Here is a 21,723-nt window from a genome sequence, read left to right as displayed (position 1 = left end):
TCCTCCTCCAAGAGACGACGGTCTAGCCGACTTCACCCGCCCTGATTGTCCCGCACTTTTCCAGCGCGGGCCATCGGGCCCAGAGGGCCACCTGAACAGCGGGTTCAATCAGCCATGGCGTCCGCACGAACCAAACGGCGGACCTGCACCACGTAGAGAACACCTGCCCACCAGTACAGGGTTGTACCCCATCCGGCGAACGCCCATCCGAAAATAGCAGCGAGTGACGAGATCCATCCAGTTCCGTCACTGAGCAGGAGGAGCGGGAAGGCGTACATCAGGTTGAAGGTCGCGGCCTTCCCCAGGAAGTTCACCTGCGGCGGCGGGTACCCGTGCCGCCGGAGAATACCCACCATCACCAGCAGGACCAGCTCCCGCGCAAGCAGTACGAGGGTCAGCCACAGCGGCAGGATCTCGCGCCAGGTCAGCCCGACCAGCGTCGACAGGATGTAGAGCCGGTCGGCCGCGGGGTCCAGGAGCCGGCCCAGGCTGCTGATCTGGTTCCATCGCCTCGCGAGCTTGCCGTCCAGGTAGTCGCTGATACCACTCAGGGCCAGCACCAACAGCGCCCAGCCGTCGCTCTTCGGACCCCCGAACTCGGGCCTGAGAATGAGCCACAGGAAGAGGGGCACGCCGATGAGACGCGCCATGCTGAGGATGTTCGGGATGGTGAGGACCCGGTCAGTCTGGACGCGGGTCTCTTGGACCTCCACCCGGGAGCCTCCTGGGGAAACGAACCAACGATGCCCCCTGACCCTACCTCAACGCAAAAAAGCTCTGGCTCTCGGGCTGGGCGCCCGAGAGCCAGAGCTTCTCATCAAAAATTGTTCGGCGGCGTCCTACTCTCCCACAGGGTCCCCCCTGCAGTACCATCGGCGCTGTAAGGCTTAGCTTCCGGGTTCGGAATGTAACCGGGCGTTTCCCCTACGCTATGACCACCGAAACACTATGAAACAAACAACCAACCAGCCACCCAAACATGGGCGGGTCGTTCGTGGTTTCAGAACCAACACAGTGGACGCGAGCAACTGAGGACAAGCCCTCGGCCTATTAGTACCAGTCAACTCCACCGGTTACCCGGCTTCCATATCTGGCCTATCAACCCAGTCGTCTACTGGGAGCCTTACCCCATCAAGTGGGTGGGAGTCCTCATCTCGAAGCAGGCTTCCCGCTTAGATGCTTTCAGCGGTTATCCCTCCCGAACGTAGCCAACCAGCCATGCCCTTGGCAGGACAACTGGCACACCAGAGGTTCGTCCGTCCCGGTCCTCTCGTACTAGGGACAGCCCTTCTCAAGACTCCTACGCGCACAGCGGATAGGGACCGAACTGTCTCACGACGTTCTAAACCCAGCTCGCGTACCGCTTTAATGGGCGAACAGCCCAACCCTTGGGACCGACTCCAGCCCCAGGATGCGACGAGCCGACATCGAGGTGCCAAACCATCCCGTCGATATGGACTCTTGGGGAAGATCAGCCTGTTATCCCCGGGGTACCTTTTATCCGTTGAGCGACGGCGCTTCCACAAGCCACCGCCGGATCACTAGTCCCGACTTTCGTCCCTGCTCGACCCGTCGGTCTCACAGTCAAGCTCCCTTGTGCACTTACACTCAACACCTGATTACCAACCAGGCTGAGGGAACCTTTGGGCGCCTCCGTTACCCTTTAGGAGGCAACCGCCCCAGTTAAACTACCCATCAGACACTGTCCCTGATCCGGATCACGGACCCAGGTTAGACATCCAGCACGACCAGACTGGTATTTCAACGACGACTCCACCCACACTGGCGTGCGAGCTTCACAGTCTCCCAGCTATCCTACACAAGCCGAACCGAACACCAATATCAAACTGTAGTAAAGGTCCCGGGGTCTTTCCGTCCTGCTGCGCGAAACGAGCATCTTTACTCGTAGTGCAATTTCACCGGGCCTATGGTTGAGACAGTCGAGAAGTCGTTACGCCATTCGTGCAGGTCGGAACTTACCCGACAAGGAATTTCGCTACCTTAGGATGGTTATAGTTACCACCGCCGTTTACTGGCGCTTAAGTTCTCAGCTTCGCCACCCCGAAGAGTGACTAACCGGTCCCCTTAACGTTCCAGCACCGGGCAGGCGTCAGTCCGTATACATCGCCTTACGGCTTCGCACGGACCTGTGTTTTTAGTAAACAGTCGCTTCTCGCTGGTCTCTGCGGCCACCCCCAGCTCAGAGTGCAAGACTCATCACCAGAAATGGCCCCCTTCTCCCGAAGTTACGGGGGCATTTTGCCGAGTTCCTTAACCATAGTTCACCCGAACGCCTCGGTATTCTCTACCTGACCACCTGAGTCGGTTTAGGGTACGGGCCGCCATGAAACTCGCTAGAGGCTTTTCTCGACAGCATAGGATCATCCACTTCACCACAATCGGCTCGGCATCAGGTCTCAGACTATTGCCAGGCGGATTTACCTACCTGACGTCCTACACCCTTACCCCGGGACAACCACCGCCCGGGATGGACTACCTTCCTGCGTCACCCCATCACTCACCTACTACCAGCTCGGGTCACCGGCTCCACCACTCCGACCTCGTCCGAAGACTCAGCCGACGGCTTCACGGGCTTAGCATCACTGGATTCGATGTTTGACGCTTCACAGCGGGTACCGGAATATCAACCGGTTATCCATCGACTACGCCTGTCGGCCTCGCCTTAGGTCCCGACTTACCCTGGGCAGATCAGCTTGACCCAGGAACCCTTAGTCAATCGGCGCAAACGTTTCCCACGTTTGTATCGCTACTCATGCCTGCATTCTCACTCGTCAACCGTCCACAACTCGCTTACGCGGCTGCTTCACCCGGCAGACGACGCTCCCCTACCCATCCACACACCCGTTGGGGCTAATATGTGAATGACACGACTTCGGCGGTACGCTTGAGCCCCGCTACATTGTCGGCGCGGAATCACTTGACCAGTGAGCTATTACGCACTCTTTCAAGGGTGGCTGCTTCTAAGCCAACCTCCTGGTTGTCTCTGCGACTCCACATCCTTTCCCACTTAGCGTACGCTTAGGGGCCTTAGTCGATGCTCTGGGCTGTTTCCCTCTCGACCATGGAGCTTATCCCCCACAGTCTCACTGCCGCGCTCTCACTTACCGGCATTCGGAGTTTGGCTAAGGTCAGTAACCCGGTAGGGCCCATCGCCTATCCAGTGCTCTACCTCCGGCAAGAAACACACGACGCTGCACCTAAATGCATTTCGGGGAGAACCAGCTATCACGGAGTTTGATTGGCCTTTCACCCCTAACCACAGGTCATCCCCCAGGTTTTCAACCCTGGTGGGTTCGGTCCTCCACGAAGTCTTACCTCCGCTTCAACCTGCCCATGGCTAGATCACTCCGCTTCGGGTCTTGAGCGTGCTACTAAAAACGCCCTATTCGGACTCGCTTTCGCTACGGCTACCCCACCCGGGTTAACCTCGCAACACACCGCAAACTCGCAGGCTCATTCTTCAAAAGGCACGCAGTCACGACTGATGAGCAAGCCCATCAGCGACGCTCCCACGGCTTGTAGGCACACGGTTTCAGGTACTATTTCACTCCCCTCCCGGGGTACTTTTCACCATTCCCTCACGGTACTATCCGCTATCGGTCACCAGGGAATATTTAGGCTTAGCGGGTGGTCCCGCCAGATTCACACGGGATTTCTCGGGCCCCGTGCTACTTGGGTGTCTCTCAAACGAGCCGCTGACGTTTCGACTACGGGGGTCTTACCCTCTACGCCGGACCTTTCGCATGTCCTTCGCCTACATCAACGGTTTCTGACTCGTCCCACGGCCAAGCAGACCGTGGAAGAGAGATCCCACAACCCCGTACACGCAACCCCTGCCGGGTCTCACACGTATACGGTTTAGCCTCATCCAGTTTCGCTCGCCACTACTCCCGGAATCACGGTTGTTTTCTCTTCCTGCGGGTACTGAGATGTTTCACTTCCCCGCGTTCCCTCCACACTGCCTATGTGTTCAGCAGCGGGTGACAGCCCATGACGACTGCCGGGTTTCCCCATTCGGACACCCCGGATTAAAGCCTGGTTGACGACTCCCCGGGGCCTATCGTGGCCTCCCACGTCCTTCATCGGTTCCTGGTGCCAAGGCATCCACCGTGCGCCCTTAAAAACTTGGCCACAGATGCTCGCGTCCACTGTGCAGTTCTCAAACAACGACCAACCACCCATCACCCCGGAAAAACTCCCGAGTGCACTGGGGCACTGAAGGCAGCCACACGGGCCGTACCCTCAGATACCCAACAGCGTGCCCGACACCCCCGCGCCTCCCGTGGTCCGCGTTCCACGCTCCGAAGAGCAGTACTAGCGGCCCGAACAGACCGAGTGTGCCGAGTAGTCAACGTTCCACCCATGAGCAACCAGCATCAGACACTCGCTGATGTACTGGCCTCTGACCGCGTCCCGAAGGACTCGGTGAGAAGTGCTCCTTAGAAAGGAGGTGATCCAGCCGCACCTTCCGGTACGGCTACCTTGTTACGACTTCGTCCCAATCGCCAGTCCCACCTTCGACAGCTCCCTCCCCACAAGGGGGTTGGGCCACCGGCTTCGGGTGTTACCGACTTTCGTGACGTGACGGGCGGTGTGTACAAGGCCCGGGAACGTATTCACCGCAGCAATGCTGATCTGCGATTACTAGCGACTCCGACTTCATGGGGTCGAGTTGCAGACCCCAATCCGAACTGAGACCGGCTTTTTGAGATTCGCTCCACCTCGCGGTATCGCAGCTCATTGTACCGGCCATTGTAGCACGTGTGCAGCCCAAGACATAAGGGGCATGATGACTTGACGTCGTCCCCACCTTCCTCCGAGTTGACCCCGGCGGTCTCCCGTGAGTCCCCAGCACCACAAGGGCCTGCTGGCAACACGGGACAAGGGTTGCGCTCGTTGCGGGACTTAACCCAACATCTCACGACACGAGCTGACGACAGCCATGCACCACCTGTACACCGACCACAAGGGGGCACCCATCTCTGGATGTTTCCGGTGTATGTCAAGCCTTGGTAAGGTTCTTCGCGTTGCGTCGAATTAAGCCACATGCTCCGCCGCTTGTGCGGGCCCCCGTCAATTCCTTTGAGTTTTAGCCTTGCGGCCGTACTCCCCAGGCGGGGCACTTAATGCGTTAGCTGCGGCACGGACAACGTGGAATGTTGCCCACACCTAGTGCCCACCGTTTACGGCGTGGACTACCAGGGTATCTAATCCTGTTCGCTCCCCACGCTTTCGCTCCTCAGCGTCAGTATCGGCCCAGAGATCCGCCTTCGCCACCGGTGTTCCTCCTGATATCTGCGCATTTCACCGCTACACCAGGAATTCCGATCTCCCCTACCGAACTCTAGCCTGCCCGTATCGACTGCAGACCCGGGGTTAAGCCCCGGGCTTTCACAACCGACGTGACAAGCCGCCTACGAGCTCTTTACGCCCAATAATTCCGGACAACGCTTGCGCCCTACGTATTACCGCGGCTGCTGGCACGTAGTTAGCCGGCGCTTCTTCTGCAGGTACCGTCACTTTCGCTTCTTCCCTGCTGAAAGAGGTTTACAACCCGAAGGCCGTCATCCCTCACGCGGCGTCGCTGCATCAGGCTTTCGCCCATTGTGCAATATTCCCCACTGCTGCCTCCCGTAGGAGTCTGGGCCGTGTCTCAGTCCCAGTGTGGCCGGTCGCCCTCTCAGGCCGGCTACCCGTCGTCGCCTTGGTGAGCCATTACCTCACCAACTAGCTGATAGGCCGCGGGCTCATCCTGCACCGCCGGAGCTTTCCACCACCAGAGGATGCCCCCAGTGGTTGTATCCGGTATTAGACCCCGTTTCCAAGGCTTGTCCCAGAGTGCAGGGCAGATTGCCCACGTGTTACTCACCCGTTCGCCACTAATCCCCTCCCGAAGGAGGTTCATCGTTCGACTTGCATGTGTTAAGCACGCCGCCAGCGTTCGTCCTGAGCCAGGATCAAACTCTCCGTGAATGCTTTTCACGGGAGCGGAACAGCCAGGAGGAATATCCCCGGCCGTTCACAGCGTCCTCGCTGTATTTTTTCAAAGGAACCTCGCCACCAGACCAAAATGGTCCGGTAGACGGGGTATCAACATATCTGGCGTTGACTTTTGGCACGCTGTTGAGTTCTCAAGGAACGGACACTTCCTTTGTACTCACCCGAGAGACTCTCTCGCGGCTTTCCTCCGGGCGCTTCCCTTCGGTGCTTCCAACACTACCAGGCTTTTCCGACCCCTCTGACCACCCTCCTGCGGGCATGCAGAAAGAGATCCGAAGATAGGATCTGGTGAGTTGGATGCCTGCGGGCTGGGGGCGCTTGCGGGCGCCGCTCAGTCCCAAGCAGGATCTACGACTGTACACGGGCCCTCACAACGTACGCAAATCGATGGCGAGTGTGGTCTAGACCTCTAACCAGTACCATCGTGCGGAACCGGTACTTCCTATGACATACGCTGCTGCCCAACGTGCCGTCCGGGACAGGCAGTGGCGGCTCGTACGACTCTCCATCCCTGGGAGGCTCCCCATGACCACCGTGACGTCCCCGCTCGCAGGACGCGCCATCGGACTGGCCGCCGTGCCGGATCCGGTCTTCTCCGGGGCCATGGTCGGCCCGGGCACCGCGATCGACCCCGTGCGTGAACCCTCCGAGGCCGTCTCCCCCGTGGACGGGGTCATCGTCTCGCTGCACCCGCACGCCTTCGTCGTGGTCGACGAGAACGGTCACGGTGTGCTGACGCATCTCGGGATCGACACCGTGCAGCTCAACGGCGAGGGTTTCGAACTGCTCGTGAACAAGGGCGACACCGTCGTGCGCGGGCAGGCCATCGTGCGCTGGAGCCCCGCCGACGTGGAGGCCGCGGGCAAGTCGCCGGTGTGCCCCGTCGTGGCGCTGGAGGCCACCGCCGATGCCCTCGCCGAACTCCGTGAGAGCGGCGACGTGAAGGCCGGCGAGAGCCTCTTCCTCTGGCAGTGACGCCATCTCTGACAGTGGCGTCAGTGGTATTCAGCGGCGTCGGCGCCGTCCTGTGACGGCTGGTAGGACAACCATCGCGGCGGCGGGACCCGCCGCACTATCGGAGACGGGTGAGATGGAGACAACGCTGCGAGGCGTCGGCGTGAGCCACGGGGTGGCGATCGGCGAGGTTCGGCACATGGGAACGGCGGTGCTCGAGCCGCCGGCCAAGCAGATCCCGGCGGAGGACGCGGAGCGTGAGCAGGGGCGCGCCCGCAAGGCCGTGGAGGCTGTGGCGGCCGATCTGATGGCGCGCGGCAATCTGGCGGGGGGCGAGGCCCAGGCCGTGCTCGAGGCGCAGGCCATGATGGCCCAGGACCCCGAGCTGATGTCGGACGTGGAGCGCCGGATCGCCGTGGGCAGCACGGCGGAGCGGGCGGTGTACGACGCGTTCGCCGCGTACCGGGCGCTGCTGGCGGGTGCCGGTGAGTACCTGGCCGGCCGGGTCGCCGACCTCGACGACGTGCGGAACCGGATCGTCGCCCGGCTGCTGGGCGTTCCGATGCCGGGTGTTCCGGACAGTGACGAGCCGTACGTGCTGATCGCCCGTGATCTGGCCCCCGCCGACACGGCGCTGCTGGACCCGGCTCTGGTCCTCGGTTTCGTGACCGAGGAGGGCGGGCCGACGAGCCACAGCGCGATCCTGGCGCGGGCGCTGGGCGTGCCGGCCGTGGTGGCGCTGCCGGGCGCCGGTGAGCTGCCCGAGGGCACGGTGATCGCCGTGGACGGCAGCACCGGCGAGATCTTCGTCAACCCGGCGGAGGAGAAGAAGGCGCAGTTGGAGGCGCAGGCTGCCGAGCGGAAGGCCGCGCTGGCCGCCGCGACGGGTCCGGGCGCCACCTCCGACGGGCACAAGGTGCCGCTGCTGGCCAACGTCGGTGGGCCGGCGGACGTGGCCGCCGCCGTCGCGGCCGGGGCGGAGGGCGTCGGGCTGTTCCGTACCGAGTTCCTGTTCCTCGACGACAACGAGAACGCGCCGTCCGAGGAGAAGCAGGTCGCCGCCTACCGGGAGGTTCTGGAGGCGTTCCCCGAGGGCCGGGTCGTGGTGCGCGTGCTGGACGCGGGTGCCGACAAGCCCCTGGAGTTCCTCACCCCCGCCGACGAGCCGAACCCGGCGCTGGGCGTGCGCGGGCTGCGGACGCTGCTCGACCACCCCGAGGTGCTGCGCACGCAGCTGTCGGCGCTGGCGAAGGCGGCGGAGGGACTGCCCGTCTACCTCGAGGTGATGGCCCCGATGGTGGCGGACCGGGCCGATGCGAAGGCCTTCGCGGACGCGTGCCGGGCGGCGGGGCTGCGGGCGAAGTTCGGTGCGATGGTCGAGATCCCGTCTGCCGCGCTGCGGGCGCGCTCGGTGCTGCAGGAGGTGGAGTTCCTGTCGCTGGGGACGAACGACCTGGCGCAGTACACCTTCGCCGCGGACCGGCAGGTGGGTGCGGTGTCCCGGCTGCAGGACCCCTGGCAGCCCGCGCTGCTCGACCTGGTCGCGCTGTCCGCGGAGGCGGCGAGGGCCGAGGGCAAGAGCTGTGGTGTCTGTGGTGAGGCCGCGTCCGACCCGCTGCTGGCCTGTGTGCTGACCGGTCTCGGTGTCACCTCCCTGTCCATGGGTGCGGCGTCGATTCCCTACGTGCGGGCGACGCTGGCGAAGTTCACGCTCGCGCAGTGTGAGCGGGCCGCGGCTGCCGCGCGGGCGGCGGACAGTGCCGAGGAGGCGCGGAACGCGGCTCAGGCGGTGCTGTCCGGCGAATAGTCGGGCGGACCGCTGCCGGTCCGGTCGTGGAGGGGCGCTCCGCCTGCGGGTGGGGCGCCCCTCCGGCGTTCGGTCAGTGCCGGTGGTCCGCTGTCGGGGGCTCGTCGCCCAGGTCGGGTGGCTCGCAGTAGTCGACGTTGGATTCCGGGGAGATGAGGTCACCGGATTCGATGTCGGTGCAGTAGGCGTCGAAGACCTCGCCGGCGGTCAGGGGCTCCAGGCCGTAGCCGCGCAGGCGCCAGCCGTAGACGCGGTCGGCGGTGCCGGGGGTGCTGGTGCGCATGACGAGGCCCCCGGGACTGTGGGTGGCCAGGCCGAGGGCCAGGACGCTGGTGAACTCCAGGAGCTCGGCCTCGTCCGGTCGCGCGGTGCCCTCCGGGTCGTCGTCCGCGTGGAGGACGGAGGCGAGGGCTTGAGGGGTGGCCGAGACGCTGCACACCAGGTGGCGGTCGCCGGGCGGGGCGGTGTCGAGGACGCGGGTGAGGAGGGCGGCCGCGCGGGTGAAGGCGGCGCGGCCGATGTCCTCGCCGCACAGGGCGCAGCTGCCGAGGCGGGCCAGGAGCGTGGTGGCGTACTCCCAGGTGGCCTGGCGGACGGCTTCGTCGATGAGGGCGGGGAGGAGGTCGGCCAGGGGCCGGCCGTCGTAGGGGACGGTGGGGCCGGTGGCGGCGAGTTCGGCGGTGAAGCGGGTGCGGCTGGACGGGATGTCGGGGTCGATGCCGGTGGCCGAGCAGAACTCGGCGTACTCCTCGGGGTCGAAGAGGGCGATCGTGGTGTGCGTGCCCTGGGCGGCGCGGGTCCTGAGGAGGGCTTCCACCTGGCGCAGGTAGGCCGCGTGGTCGTCGAAGGTGAAGCTGCGGTAGCGCCGCATGGCGCGGAAGTCGTGTTCGTCGGTGAGCAGGCCGATGGTGCCGGCGATTTCGCGGCGCAGGACGCGTCGCATGGTCTGGTCGGTGTGCGCCATGTGTCTTTCCCCCTGTGCGCAGTCGATCGGTGCTCACTCACAGTAATCGGCGGCACTGACAACGGCCCGGCCGACGGTGCGTCGGCCGGGCCGCGGGGTGGTCGGGTCAGGCGCGTTTGCGGGCGAGGTCCTCGTAGAAGTGCAGGAGGCCGAGGTTGTCGATGGAGCCGGGGTTGACGGCCTTTTCCAGGGGGGTGCCCTGGAGGAGGCGCTTGACCGGGACCTCGATGCGCTTGCCGGTGAGGGTGTGCGGGATGCCGGGCACCTCGACGATCTCGTCGGGGACGTGGCGGGGGGAGAGCTGTTCGCGGATGGTCTGCTTGATGACGGTCCGCAGCGTGTCGTCGAGGACGGCGCCGGGGACCAGGTGGACGAACAGGGGCATCCAGTAGCCGCCGTCGGGCTGCTCGACGCCGATGACGAGGGATTCCTTGATCTCGGGGAGCCGTTCGACGGCCTCGTAGATGTCGGCCGAGCCCATGCGGACGCCCTGGCGGTTCAGGGTGGAGTCGGAGCGGCCGTGGATGACGACGGAGCCGCGTGAGGTGACGGTGATCCAGTCGCCGTGCCGCCAGACGCCGGGGTAGGTGTCGAAGTAGCTGTCGTGGTAGCGGCTGCCGTCGGGGTCGTTCCAGAAGTGGATCGGCATGGACGGCATGGGGTTGGTGACGACCAGCTCGCCCACCTCGTCGACGAGGGGCTTGCCGGACGGGTCCCAGGACTGCAGGTCGGTGCCGAGGCAGGGGGCCTGGAGTTCACCGATGTACACGGGGAGGGTGGGGACGGCTCCGGCGAAGCAGGAGCACACGTCGGTGCCGCCGCTGACGGAGGCGATCCACAGGTCCTCGCGTACCTCGTCGTGCAGCCAGCGGAAGCCGTCGGGCGGGAGCGGGGAGCCCGTGGTGGCGACGCACTGGACCTGGGAGAGGTCGAAGTCGCGGCCGGGGTGGACCTCGGCCTTGCGGCAGGCCATGACGTAGGCGGCGGAGGTGCCGAAGAGGGTGGCGCCGGTGCGTTCGGCGACGCGCCACTGGGCGCCGGTGTCGGGGTGGCCGGGGCTGCCGTCGTAGAGGACGACCGTCGTGCCGGTGAGCAGGCCGGAGACGAGGAAGTTCCACATCATCCAGCCGGTCGAGGTGTACCAGAAGAAGCGGTCCTCGGGGCCGAGGTCGCAGTGCAGGCCGAGCTGCTTGAGGTGCTCGACGAGGATGCCGCCCTGGGACTGGACGATCGCCTTGGGCAGGCCGGTGGTGCCGGAGGAGTAGAGCACCCAGAGGGGGTGGTCGAAGGGCACCTGCTCGAAGACGGGGTCGGTGTCCGCGGCCGTCAGGGCGGACCAGTCGAGGGCGCCCTCGGGCGCGTCGGTGCCCAGGAGGGGGATGTGGACCACGGCGCGCAGGGTGGGCAGTTCGCGGCGCAGTTCGGCGACGGTGTCGCGGCGGTCGTGTTCCTTGCCGCCGTAGCGGTAGCCGTCGACGGTGAACAGGACGACGGGTTCGACCTGCTGGAAGCGGTCCAGGACGCTGCGGGCGCCGAAGTCGGGGGCGCAGGACGTCCAGACGGCGCCGACGGCGGCGGTGGCGAGGAGGGCGACCACGGCCTGCGGGATGTTCGGCAGGTAGCCGCTGACGCGGTCCCCGGGGCGTACGCCGAGGGAGCGCAGTTCGGCGGCGAGGGAGCCGACCTGGCGGCGCAGTCCGGCCCAGGTGACGGGGCGGGGGTCGTGGGTCTCGTCGACGTACAGCAGGGCCGGTTCGTCCGCGCGGGTGGCCGCCGCGCGCAGGGCGTGCTCGGCGTAGTTCAGGGTGGCGCCGGGGAACCACTGGGCGCCGGGCATGCCGCGGTCGCCCAGCACGCGCGCGTAGGGGGTGGAGAACCGGACGTCGAACCACTCGGTGACGGCCTTCCAGAAGGTGTCCGGTTGGTCGACGGACCAGCGGTGCAGGGCCGGGTATCCGCCCTCGGCGGGTGCGCCGTGGTGGTCGGCGGCCCAGGACTGGAAGGCGGTGATCCTGGCTCGCGCGATGCGGTGCGGATCCGGCTGCCAGAGCGGCTGGGGGTTCACGGTCGACATGGGCGGCTCCTGGACTGTGCGCGTCGTGTGCGTCCTCCGCGCACGGGCTGGGGTGTGCGCGTGACGCGGCTGACACGGACGATGCCATGTGATCGACTTGTACACCAGGGCGCACCCCACATAGTCCGTGTCGTGAAGATGTGGGCCCGGCATGGGTGAACGGCAGTTGAACGACACCCGCGCGGGCACCGGTCGGTGGCAGGGTGAGCGGCATGGACGGTCGTGACCTGGTGCGTTCGGTGAAGGCGGTCGGTTCGGTGGGGGCGGCCCAGGGGTTGCGCACCGTACGGGCCGCGTGGCGTCGGCGGCGTGCCGATGCCGTGGGTCTGCCGCCGCGGGGCGCGGAGCGGGCGCGGGTGCCGGGGCCGGTGCGGGAGGTGGAGTACGGGCCGGGCGGGGGTGTGGTCCGCTTCGAGCGCTCGGAGCTGCGGATTCTGGTCGCGGTCAACGGTGCCGTCTTCTGGGGGTGGGACGGGGCCGGTCCGGAGCCGTCGTACGCGTTGGCGGGGCGCTGTCCGGAGCCGGACCCGCGGGCGGTGCTGGAGCCGGACAAGCAGGGCGGCTGGCGGGTGGTGGCCGAGCGGGTGACGGTGGCCGTCTCGCGGCACGGCGCGGTCGAGGTGCGCACTCCCGGGGGCGTGACTCTGCGTCGTGATCTGCCGCCCCGGTGGTGGGAGCCGGTCGGCGGTGGCCCGGCGCGGTGGATGCAGCGGTCGGAGGTGGCGGCGGACGCCCGTTTCTTCGGTCTGGGGGGCCGTGCCTCGGGTCCGCGGCTGCGGGACGGGACGTACCGGCTGTGGAACACGGACCCCGGGTCGGCCTTCGCGCCGGGTGACGATCCGCTGTACGTGACGATGCCGGTGCAGATGGTGGTGGCCGACGCCGGGACGCATCTGGTGTTCCACGACAGTTCGTGGGACGGCACGGTGGCGTTGCGGGAGGGCGAGGAGGGCGCCGGGTCGGGGCACGACCGGCCGGGGGCGAGTGTGCTGCGGATGGACGGGGGTCCGCTGCGGTGCTGGGTGGTGGTGGGTACTCCGGCGCGGGTGCTGCTCGCCTGGGCGTCGCTGACCGGGGCGCCGGCGCTGCCGCCCGCGTGGGCGCTCGGTCACCATCACGCCCGGTGGGGTTTCGGCAGCGAGCAGGAAGTCCGTCGGATCGTGGCGGGCTACCAGGAGCACGGGCTGCCGCTGGACGCCGTGCACCTGGACATCGACCACTACGACGGGCACCAGGTGTTCACGGTCGACGAGGAGCGGTTTCCCAAGCTGCCGCAGCTCGCCGAGGAGCTGCGGCGGGACGGGGTCCGGCTGGTGTCGATCGTCGATCCGGCGGTGCCCGCCGTGCCCGGCAACGCGGTGTACGACAGCGGGGCGGCCGAGGACGCGTTCGTGCGGGACCGTGCGGGTCGGGTGGTACGCGGGGTGGTGTGGCCGGGGGACGCGGTCTTTCCGGATTTCACGCACCCGCGCGTGCGCGCGTGGTGGGGCGGGCTCTACGAGGAGCGGCTGGCGCAGGGGTTCGCGGGTTTCTGGCACGACATGAACGAGCCGACGTCGTTCGCCGCGTTCGGGGAGACGACGCTGCCGCGGTCGGCGCGTCACGCGCTGGAGGGGCGGGGCGGCGACCACCGGGAGGCGCACAACGTGTACGCGCTGTGCATGGCCAGGGCGGGGTACGAGGGGCTGCGCGAGCTGGTGCCCGGGGAGCGGCCGTTCGTGTTCTCGCGCTCCGGGTGGGCCGGTATGCAGCGCTACGGCGGGACCTGGTCCGGGGACGTGGCGACGGGCTGGCCGGGACTGCGGGCGTCGCTGGCGCTGGTGCTGGGGCTCGGACTGTGCGGGGTGCCGTACTCGGGGCCGGACGTGGGGGGTTTCGACGGGAGTCCGTCGCCGGAGCTCTATCTGCGGTGGTTCCAGCTCGGCGCCTGGCTGCCGCTGTTCCGGACGCACGCGAGTCTGCAGGCGGGGCGCCGGGAGCCGTGGGAGTTCAGCGCGGAGGTGCTGGAGCACGCGCGCGTGGCGCTCGTCGAGCGTCGCCGGCTGCTGCCGTACTTCGTGACGCTGGCGCACCTGGCGCGGCGCACGGGGGCTCCGTACGTGCGGCCGCTGTGGTGGTCGGCTCCCGAGGACCGGGCGCTGCGGGACTGCGAGGACGCGTTCCTGCTGGGCGACTGTCTGCTGGTGGCGCCGGTGCTGGTGCCGGGGGCGGACCGGCGTGCGGTGCAGTTGCCGAGGGGGCGGTGGTACGACACAGCGACGGGAGCGGCGTACGAGGGGCCGGCGCAGGTGCTGGTCGACGCGCCCTTGTCGCGGATTCCGGTGTTCGCGCGCGCGGGTGCCGTGCTGCCCGTATGCGGCGCCGACGGCGGTGTGGAGCTGGAGGTGTGGGCGCCCGCGCGCGGACGGACCGGGGGCGGGCTGGTGGTGCCGGACGCGGGCGACGGCTGGGAGGAGCCGGAGATCGAGCGTTATGTGGCCCGCTGGGTGGGCCGGCGGGTGGTCGTCGAGCGGGAGGGCCAGGACGGTGCGGGCGAGCCGCCGTACCCGGTGCGGGTGCGGGGGCTCGCCGGGCTGTGACCCGGCAACGGCGGCGCCAGGCACGGCGGTGCCGGCCGCGGGCGGCCGGCCTCGCGTCGACCGCCCTCGGCAGGCCGGATTCAGCTGTACCGGCCCTCGAACCAGGCGCGTACGGCGAGGGTGTGCAGGGGGAACGCGAGTTCCTCCGCCCGGCGCAGGAGGTGCCATCCCTCGGTCTCGTCCGTGGCGGCGGAGGGCGGGAGGCTCTCGGCCGGGCGTTCGGGGAGGAGGCCGAACAGCAGCAGGTGCCCGTCGGGCGCGCTCATGGCGTCCACGAGGCGTACGTCGCGGCCGGCCGCGTCGATGCCCGTCTCCTCCTTGAGTTCGCGGACGACGGCCTGCCGCCAGTCCTCGCGGTCGTCGATGTAGCCGCCGGGCAGTGCGGTGCCCCCGCGCGCGGGGGCGACGGTTCGGGTGACGACGACCAGGGCGGTGCCCTGGGTGTCGTACACGGGCTGGAGGGCCACCGCGACCGGCAGCGGGTTGCGGTAGGACACGGTGCGGCACGCCGGGCAGGTGCGGGGCCAGCCGGAGACGCCCTCCCCGTAGGGCGTGCCGCAGCTCGAACAGTGACTGCCCGGCGCGGAGTCGGGGACGGAGGTTCGGGTCTCGGACACGCGGCGGACTGTATCCGATCAGGGGAAGGGTGTGCCCGGCTGTGGGCTCCGCGCTGCCGCCGTGGGCCGTTCAGCCCCTGCCGGCCAGGGATTTCCTGGACACCGGGAAGTCGAAGTAGGTGTCCGGGTAGGGCTCGGGGCGGTAGGTGAAGTGCCACCACTCCTCGGGGAGGTTGACGAAGCCGACGGCTTCCAGGGTGTTCTTCAGCAGCAGCCGGTTGGCGCGCTGTTCGCCCTGGATGCGCGGGTCGAGGGTGTGGGAGAGGGTGTCGAAGCAGTCGAAGCCGGTGCCCATGTCGAGGGAGCTGTCGGGGAAGCGCTCGTCCTGGGGCGCGGTGCACGGCACGAGGGGCCGGCCGGGGGTGTACGGGCGGGTGGGCTTCGCCGGGAGCCGGACGACGGTCAGGTCCACGGTGGAGCCGCGGCTGTGGCCGGACTTTTCGGCGATGTAGCCGTCGGCGAACAGGCGGGTCTTGTCGACGTTCGGGTAGAACTCGGCCTTCATCCGCTGGTCGTCCAGGTCCTCGGCCCAGCGGACGAAGTGGTCGACGGCGCGCTGCGGCCGGTAGCAGTCGTACACCTTGAGGGAGTAGCCCTGGCGCAGCAGCCGGAGCTGGGCCTTGCGGAGGGCCTCGGCGGCGGGGCGGGTCAGGATGCACAGGGGCTGCCGGTAGCCGTCGATGCGTTCGCCCACGAAGTTGTGCCGGGTGACGTAGCGCATCTCCTGGATGATCGTCGGGGCGACGCTGCCGAGGGCCACGAAGTCCTTCGGGGCGTCGGGTTCGGTCTTCGCCCGGGCGGTGGCGGGGGCGGGGGCGGTGGCCACGGCGATCAGGGCGGCGAGGGTGGTGACCAGTCCGCGTACCGCGGTGGAGAGACGTGTCATGTCTCCTGCGTCTATCAGGAGGTGGTGTGCCGGCGGAAGCGGACGTGACCGATGGGGCGAGGCGGGGACGGGGGCGGGGGTGGACCGGTCCTCCTACGTACGGTGATCGATCCGGAATCCTGCGTGAACGTCTCATGAACTGGGCCAGCGCCCGCGCCGGTGGCGCCATCATGCTCCCGTGCTCTCCTGGACGGATGATCTCCGCTTCGCCTTCCAACCGGTGGTCGGTCTGACGACCGGCGGGGTCGTGGCGCTGGAGATACTCGCCCGACCGGAGGCCGGCGACATCCTGGCCGAGGCCCGTCGCGATCCCGAACTCGACGGCAGGCTCGCGGTGTCGGCGGTCCGTGCGGCCGCGCACCAGGAGACGCTGCTGCCGCTGCATGTGAACGTGTTCGCGGGCACGCTGGCCGACCTGGGCGGGCTCACACCGCTGCACGACGCCGTGCGGGAGGCCGGACGGCTGCCGTGGGAGGTGACGATCGACATCTGCCCGCCCTACACCCACGTGCCGCAGCGGGCGCTGCTGGAGGCGGTGGGTGTGCTGCGCGGGCAGGGCTTCCGGATCTGCGCGGACGGCGTCGGGGACGGGGACGTACCGCTGCGGCTGCTGACGGACGTGGCGCCGGAGCTGGTGAAGCTGGACGCATCGCTGCTGGCGCGGCCCGCGGTCGTACGGGCGATGCGGACGCTGTGCGACGGGCTCGGCGCGCTGCTGGCCGTGGAGGGCGTGGAGACGGAGTCGCAGTGCGCGGCGGCGCGGTCGGCCGGGGCGCAGCTGGCCCAGGGCGAGTTGTTCGCGCCGCCGGCGCGGCTGCCCGCGGCGGACGTCTACGTTCCGCCCCGCTCCCCCGGTGTCGTGCCGGTGCCGCGGTCGGGGCCGTCGGTGCGGGAGTTCGTACGGCCGGCCGCGCTGCTGCCCGCGACGGCCTCCGCGGGGCAGGTGCGGGCGCTGCTGACCGGGTCGCAGGAGGTGTCCGGGGTGCTGCTCGTGGACCGCGGCGGAGTGCCGGTGCGGTCGGTGCACCGGTCCCGGTTCCTGCTGTCGATGTCGGGGCGGTACGGGCACGCGCTGTACGCCGACCGGCCCGCCGTCAGGCTCGGGGACCCACCGCGGACGGTGGGCGTCGACGCGACGGCGTGGGAGGTGCTGGACGTGGTCGCGGTCGGCGGGCGGGACCGCACGTCGGACGATGTGGCCGTCGTGGACGCCTACGGGCGGTGTGTGGGGGTCGTGCGGCTGGCGGATCTGGTGCGGGCGCTGGCCGAGACGCGGGTGGAGGAGGCGGCGGGACTCAATCCGCTGACCCGGCTGCCCGGTTCGGACGCGATCACCGCGGAGGTGGACCGGCGGATCGCGGACGGGCGCGGGTTCGCGCTGAGCTGGCTGGACGTCGACCACTTCAAGCAGGTGAACGACGGGGCCGGGTTCGCGGCGGGCGACGAGCTGATCCGGGCGGTCGGGCGGGCGTTGCAGCAGGCCGCCTCCGGGACCGCGCGGGTGGGGCACATCGGCGGTGACGACTTCCTCGTACTGGCGGATCCGGACGGGCTGGATCCGCTGGCGGCCGCTGTGTTGGACACGCACTGGTCGGCGGGTGGGCGGCCGGTGACGCTGTCCCTGGCGACGGTGCTGTGCGCGCCGGGGAGTGTGACGGACCACCGGCAGGCGGCGGCCTGCCTGGCTCCGCTGAAGAAGGCCGCGAAGGCGTTGCGGGGGGCGAGCTGGGTGCTGGGACGGGCGGGGGCGCAGGGGCACGAGGTACGGCGGGGTGCGGCGCGGACTGCGGCGTCGGGGGCCCCGGAGTGCGCGGGGGTGGAGCGGGGCTGGGGGTGAGGCCGAGGGGCGCTGTGGCGGGGCGAGGGAGAGGCTGAGGCCGGGGGCGCCTGCGGAGGCCCGACCGGGAGGCTCAGCTCGAGGGCGCCTACGGAAGGCCGAGCGGAGGCTCAGCTCGAGGGCGCCTACGGAAGGCCAAGGGGGAGCTGAGGCCAGAGGCGCCTGCGGGGCTGGGGCCGGGTGGACGGCGTGACTGGGCGAGGTCAGGGGCAGCGGCGGCAAGCGCCGGCCGGGCCGGGCCGTGTGCGCCGCGTGGCCGGACGGAAGCCGAGGCCGAGGTCGGCGGGCCCCGCAGGGTTGACCGGGGCTGGGGCCGGCGACGGCAGGTGTCCGCGGGGCGGCGGTGGGAGCGGGTGACGGGCGTGGGCGAGGCCAGGGGCGACGTCGGCGGGCATCACCGGGCTGTACCGGGAGCGGGTGGCGTGGGCGGACCAAGGCTGAGGCCGAGGCTGACGTCGGCGGGCCCGCGGCAGGCACGGTGACCGGAGCGAGGCCGAGGCTGACGTCGGCTCTCGCCCCGGGGCAAGAGCGGGGGGCGTGGTCGGGGGTGTGCGGCGGGGCCGGGGGGCCGGCGAAACGTCGGTGTCGGCGACCTTGACGGTCCCTGGGCGCGGGGGAACACTTCCGGTGTCAGTCGACATCGCCGTACATCTCGGCGCATTGCGGCACCGCGCCGCGCGGGCTCTCCTGTGTCAAGGCCCTGTCCCCCACGGGCGGTTCGGCTGCGACGGCACGCTCGTCACGGACGCCGGGCGGGGCGTGGCACCTCCCTGTCCCCGGCCGAAGTCGCCATGGGAAACGCACCCCGCACGTGGGCCTAGGAGCCGCCATGAGCAACGGAGACATCTTCGTCGGCGAGGTCATCGGTACGGCGATCCTCGTCCTGTTCGGCGCGGGCGTCTGCGCCGCCGTCACCCTCCGGTACAGCAAGGCCCGGGCCGCGGGATGGGTGGTGATCGCATTCGGCTGGGGCCTCGGGGTGATGGCCGGCGCGTACACCGCCGCGCCGCTCTCCGGCGGGCATCTGAACCCCGCGGTCACCCTCGGCATCGCCGTCGACACCGGCAAGTGGGGGCAGGTCTGGGTGTACGTGCTGGGCCAGATGGCCGGCGCCGTGCTCGGCGCCGTACTGTGCTACCTCACGTACTTCGCGCAGTTCCAGGCCAACGTGCGCAGGACGGGCACCACGGACGGCACCGCGGAGGAACCGATCCCGACGCTGGGCGTCTTCTCCACCGTTCCGGAGATCCGGAACCCGGTCGCGAACCTGATCACGGAGATCATCGCGACCGTCGGGCTGGTGCTGCCGATCCTCGCCTTCGGTCTGACCAAGGGACTCGGCGAGTCCGGGACCCTGGTGCTCATCGTCGCCCTGCTCGTCGTCGGCATCGGCCTCTCCCTCGGCGGGCCGACCGGCTATGCCATCAACCCGGCGCGCGACCTCGGACCGCGCATCGTGCACACATTCCTGCCGATCCCGAACAAGGGCACCTCCGACTGGGGTTACGCCTGGATCCCGGTCGTCGGCCCACTGATCGGCGGGGGGCTCGCGGGCCTGATCTACAACGCGGCCTTCTGAACGGGCGGTCGTCCCGGCAGTCCCCGCGGAAGTCCCCTCAGCAGCCCTACGAACCCAGCCCAAGGGGTAGCCATGACGGACCACGCAGCGAAGTACGTCGCCGCCATCGACCAGGGCACCACCTCGAGCCGCTGCATCATCTTCGACCACGACGGCGCGATGGTCGCCGTCGACCAGCGCGAGCACCGCCAGATCTTCCCGAAGCCCGGCTGGGTGGAGCACGACGCCACCGAGATCTGGTCCAAGGTGCAGGCCGTGGTCGCGGGCGCACTCGCCAAGGCCGGGCTGCGGGCCGACCGGCTCAGCGCGCTCGGCATCACCAACCAGCGCGAGACGACGGTGCTGTGGGACCGGGCCACCGGCAAGCCGGTGCACAACGCCATCGTGTGGCAGGACACGCGTACCGCGGCGCTCTGCCGCCAACTGGGCGGCCCGGACGGGCAGGACCGGTTCCGCGAGTCGACCGGGCTGCCGCTGGCCAGCTACTTCTCGGGGCCCAAGGCGGCCTGGCTGCTGGACAACGTGCCCGGTCTCCGGGCCCGCGCGGAACGCGGGGAGATCGCCTTCGGCACCATCGACTCCTGGCTGATCTGGAATCTCACCGGCGGCACCGACGGCGGACGGCACGTCACCGACGTGACCAACGCCGGGCGCACCATGCTGATGGACCTGCGGACCCTCCAGTGGGACCCGTCGATCCTGTCGGCGATGAACGTCCCCGAGGCCGTGCTGCCCGAGATCCGGTCCTCCGCGGAGGTGTACGGCACGGCCGTCGGCCAGCTCGCCGGCGTGCCCGTGGCCTCGGCGCTGGGCGATCAGCAGGCGGCCGTGTTCGGGCAGGCCTGCTACGACGTGGGCACGGCCAAGAACACCTACGGCACGGGCAGCTTCCTGCTGCTCAACACCGGTGACCGGCCGGTCGCGTCCAAGAGCGGGCTGCTGACGACGATCGGCTACCGGATCGGCGACGAGGCGCCCGTCTACTGCCTGGAGGGGTCGATCGCCATCACGGGCGCCCTGGTGCAGTGGTTCCGCGACCAGCTCGGCGTCATCCGTACCGCCGACGAGATCGAGCCGCTCGCGGCGAGCGTGGCGGACAACGGCGGCGCCTACATCGTCCCCGCGTTCTCCGGGCTGTTCGCTCCCTACTGGCGGTCGGACGCGCGCGGCGTCGTCACCGGGCTCACCCGGTACGTCACGAAGGCGCACCTCGCGCGCGCGGTGCTGGAGGCGACGAGCTGGCAGACCCGCGAGGTCGTGGACGCCATGTACCAGGACTCCGGGGTGCGGATCACGTCCCTGAAGGTCGACGGCGGCATGACGAAGAACAACCTGCTGATGCAGCACCAGGCGGACGTGCTCGGAGTGCCCGTGATCCGCCCGAAGGTGTCCGAGACGACGTGTCTGGGCGCGGCGTACGCCGCCGGGCTGGCCACCGGGGTGTGGAACGGCCTCGACGAGCTCAAGGAGCACTGGCGGCGGGACGTCGAGTGGGTGCCGGCCATGGAGGCCGCGGAGCGCGAGCGCGAGCACGCCAACTGGCGCAAGGCCGTGGAGAAGAGCTTCGGCTGGGAGGCGGACGAGGACTCCTAGCACACGCGCGTGGCGGACGTACCGGCTTCCTTCCGGGCCGGTCCACGATCGCGGCCCGTACCCCGGTCGGCGGGGGTACGGGCCGTGCGCGCGGCAGTCGGTGACACGGCGCGGTGCCCAGGCCGTACGACGCACGGCCCGGCCGGTGCCGTCGGGCTCAGGTGGGTACGGCCCGGCGGTGCTCCGCCGCGTCCATCGCGTGCTGGACGACGCCGATGAGGACCTCCTTGACCGACTCGCGGTCGCGGGCGTCGCACATCAGCAGCGGTACGTCCGGGTCGAGGTCGAGGGCCTGGCGGACGGCGTCGGCCGGGTAGCGGGCCGCGCCCTCGAAGCAGTTGATGCCGACGACGAAGGGGATGGAGCGGCGTTCGAAGTAGTCGACGGCGGCGAAGCAGTCCTCCAGGCGGCGCGTGTCGGCGAGCACGACGGCGCCCAGCGCGCCCTCGGACAGCTCGTCCCACATGAACCAGAACCGCTCCTGGCCGGGCGTGCCGAAGAGGTAGAGCACCAGGTCCTCGCGGAGCGTGATGCGGCCGAAGTCCATGGCCACGGTGGTGGTGTGCTTGCCCTCCACGCCGCTGACGTCGTCCACGGGCCGCCCGGCCTCGGTGAGCAGTTCCTCGGTGCGCAGCGGCCGGATCTCGCTGACCGCGCCGACGAGGGTGGTCTTGCCCACCCCGAAGCCGCCGGCCACCAGGATCTTGAGCGTGACGGGCTCGACCGGCGGCTTGCCGCGCTGGGAACGCCCGAAGATCATCGGTCTCTTCTCCTGCTTGCTGATGGTTGGTGGGTCCCCCGTGGCTGCCGCC

The 21,723-nt window shown here is 68.9% G+C and carries 12 protein-coding genes and 3 rRNA genes; 6 read left to right on the top strand and 9 right to left on the bottom strand.

Translation table 11 applies throughout. From position 1 onward, the window contains the following. Positions 1 to 104 precede the first annotated feature (104 nt). From ACLGIH_RS29120 to ACLGIH_RS29105, 4 genes are all read right to left on the bottom strand, one after another. Entirely contained in the window at positions 105 to 713 is a 609-nt protein-coding gene (locus ACLGIH_RS29120; RefSeq protein ID WP_416528250.1) for a cardiolipin synthase ClsA, read from the bottom strand. A gap of 113 nt (positions 714 to 826) precedes the next feature. Next, positions 827 to 943 (bottom strand): 5S ribosomal RNA (rrf, locus tag ACLGIH_RS29115). Positions 944 to 1,030: 87 nt separating this feature from the next. Then, positions 1,031 to 4,152: ribosomal RNA gene (locus ACLGIH_RS29110) — 23S ribosomal RNA — on the bottom strand. A gap of 312 nt (positions 4,153 to 4,464) precedes the next feature. Beyond that, positions 4,465 to 5,994: ribosomal RNA gene (locus ACLGIH_RS29105) — 16S ribosomal RNA — on the bottom strand. Together the 16S, 23S and 5S rRNA genes form the textbook arrangement of a ribosomal RNA operon. A gap of 552 nt (positions 5,995 to 6,546) precedes the next feature. Between ACLGIH_RS29105 and ACLGIH_RS29100 the strand changes: the two genes are divergently transcribed. After that, on the top strand, positions 6,547 to 6,996 hold the full coding sequence (locus ACLGIH_RS29100) for a PTS sugar transporter subunit IIA (protein WP_416528249.1): 450 nt from the start codon (positions 6,547 to 6,549) through the stop codon (positions 6,994 to 6,996). Between the two features lie 115 nt (positions 6,997 to 7,111). Next, a complete protein-coding gene (gene ptsP, locus ACLGIH_RS29095) occupies positions 7,112 to 8,782 on the top strand; it encodes a phosphoenolpyruvate--protein phosphotransferase (RefSeq protein ID WP_416528248.1) in 1,671 nt (556 codons plus the stop codon). 73 nt (positions 8,783 to 8,855) lie between these two features. Here the strand turns inward: ptsP and ACLGIH_RS29090 are convergent, their stop codons facing one another. Together ACLGIH_RS29090 and ACLGIH_RS29085 are read right to left on the bottom strand one after the other, a co-directional pair. After that, positions 8,856 to 9,746: a hypothetical protein gene (locus ACLGIH_RS29090; RefSeq protein WP_416528247.1), complete on the bottom strand. Its 891-nt coding sequence runs from the start codon at positions 9,744 to 9,746 to the stop codon at positions 8,856 to 8,858. 106 nt (positions 9,747 to 9,852) lie between these two features. Then, positions 9,853 to 11,820 (bottom strand): acetoacetate--CoA ligase, encoded by a 1,968-nt coding sequence (locus ACLGIH_RS29085; RefSeq protein ID WP_416528246.1) that lies wholly within the window; start codon positions 11,818 to 11,820, stop codon positions 9,853 to 9,855. A 212-nt stretch (positions 11,821 to 12,032) separates the two neighbouring features. Here ACLGIH_RS29085 and ACLGIH_RS29080 point away from each other — a divergent pair, with 212 nt between their 5' ends. Then, positions 12,033 to 14,399, top strand: coding sequence for a glycoside hydrolase family 31 protein (locus tag ACLGIH_RS29080; protein WP_416528245.1), 2,367 nt, complete (start codon positions 12,033 to 12,035; stop codon positions 14,397 to 14,399). An 80-nt stretch (positions 14,400 to 14,479) separates the two neighbouring features. Here ACLGIH_RS29080 and ACLGIH_RS29075 read toward each other — a convergent pair whose 3' ends face one another. Together ACLGIH_RS29075 and ACLGIH_RS29070 are read right to left on the bottom strand one after the other, a co-directional pair. Further along, positions 14,480 to 15,016, bottom strand: coding sequence for an NUDIX domain-containing protein (locus ACLGIH_RS29075; protein WP_416528244.1), 537 nt, complete (start codon positions 15,014 to 15,016; stop codon positions 14,480 to 14,482). Between the two features lie 70 nt (positions 15,017 to 15,086). Continuing rightward, on the bottom strand, positions 15,087 to 15,902 hold the full coding sequence (locus tag ACLGIH_RS29070; RefSeq protein ID WP_416528243.1) for a M15 family metallopeptidase: 816 nt from the start codon (positions 15,900 to 15,902) through the stop codon (positions 15,087 to 15,089). A 178-nt stretch (positions 15,903 to 16,080) separates the two neighbouring features. On the opposite strand from ACLGIH_RS29070, the gene ACLGIH_RS29065 reads away from it, so the two are divergent. From ACLGIH_RS29065 to glpK, 3 genes are all read left to right on the top strand, one after another. Continuing rightward, complete coding sequence (locus ACLGIH_RS29065) at positions 16,081 to 17,739, top strand: EAL domain-containing protein (RefSeq protein ID WP_416528242.1); 1,659 nt, start codon at positions 16,081 to 16,083, stop codon at positions 17,737 to 17,739. 829 nt (positions 17,740 to 18,568) lie between these two features. Beyond that, a complete protein-coding gene (locus ACLGIH_RS29060) occupies positions 18,569 to 19,318 on the top strand; it encodes an MIP/aquaporin family protein (RefSeq protein ID WP_416528241.1) in 750 nt (249 codons plus the stop codon). 72 nt (positions 19,319 to 19,390) lie between these two features. Next, positions 19,391 to 20,911: a glycerol kinase GlpK gene (glpK, locus tag ACLGIH_RS29055; RefSeq protein WP_416528240.1), complete on the top strand. Its 1,521-nt coding sequence runs from the start codon at positions 19,391 to 19,393 to the stop codon at positions 20,909 to 20,911. Positions 20,912 to 21,068: 157 nt separating this feature from the next. Here glpK and ACLGIH_RS29050 read toward each other — a convergent pair whose 3' ends face one another. After that, on the bottom strand, positions 21,069 to 21,671 hold the full coding sequence (locus ACLGIH_RS29050) for a GTP-binding protein (RefSeq protein WP_416528239.1): 603 nt from the start codon (positions 21,669 to 21,671) through the stop codon (positions 21,069 to 21,071). Positions 21,672 to 21,723: the final 52 nt, after the last annotated feature.

This window comes from Streptomyces hamibioticus (assembly GCF_047946815.1).
Lineage (GTDB): Bacteria > Actinomycetota > Actinomycetes > Streptomycetales > Streptomycetaceae > Streptomyces.
The sequence above is the reverse complement of the archived record's forward strand: the minus strand, read 5'-3'. Positions and strand labels throughout refer to the sequence as shown.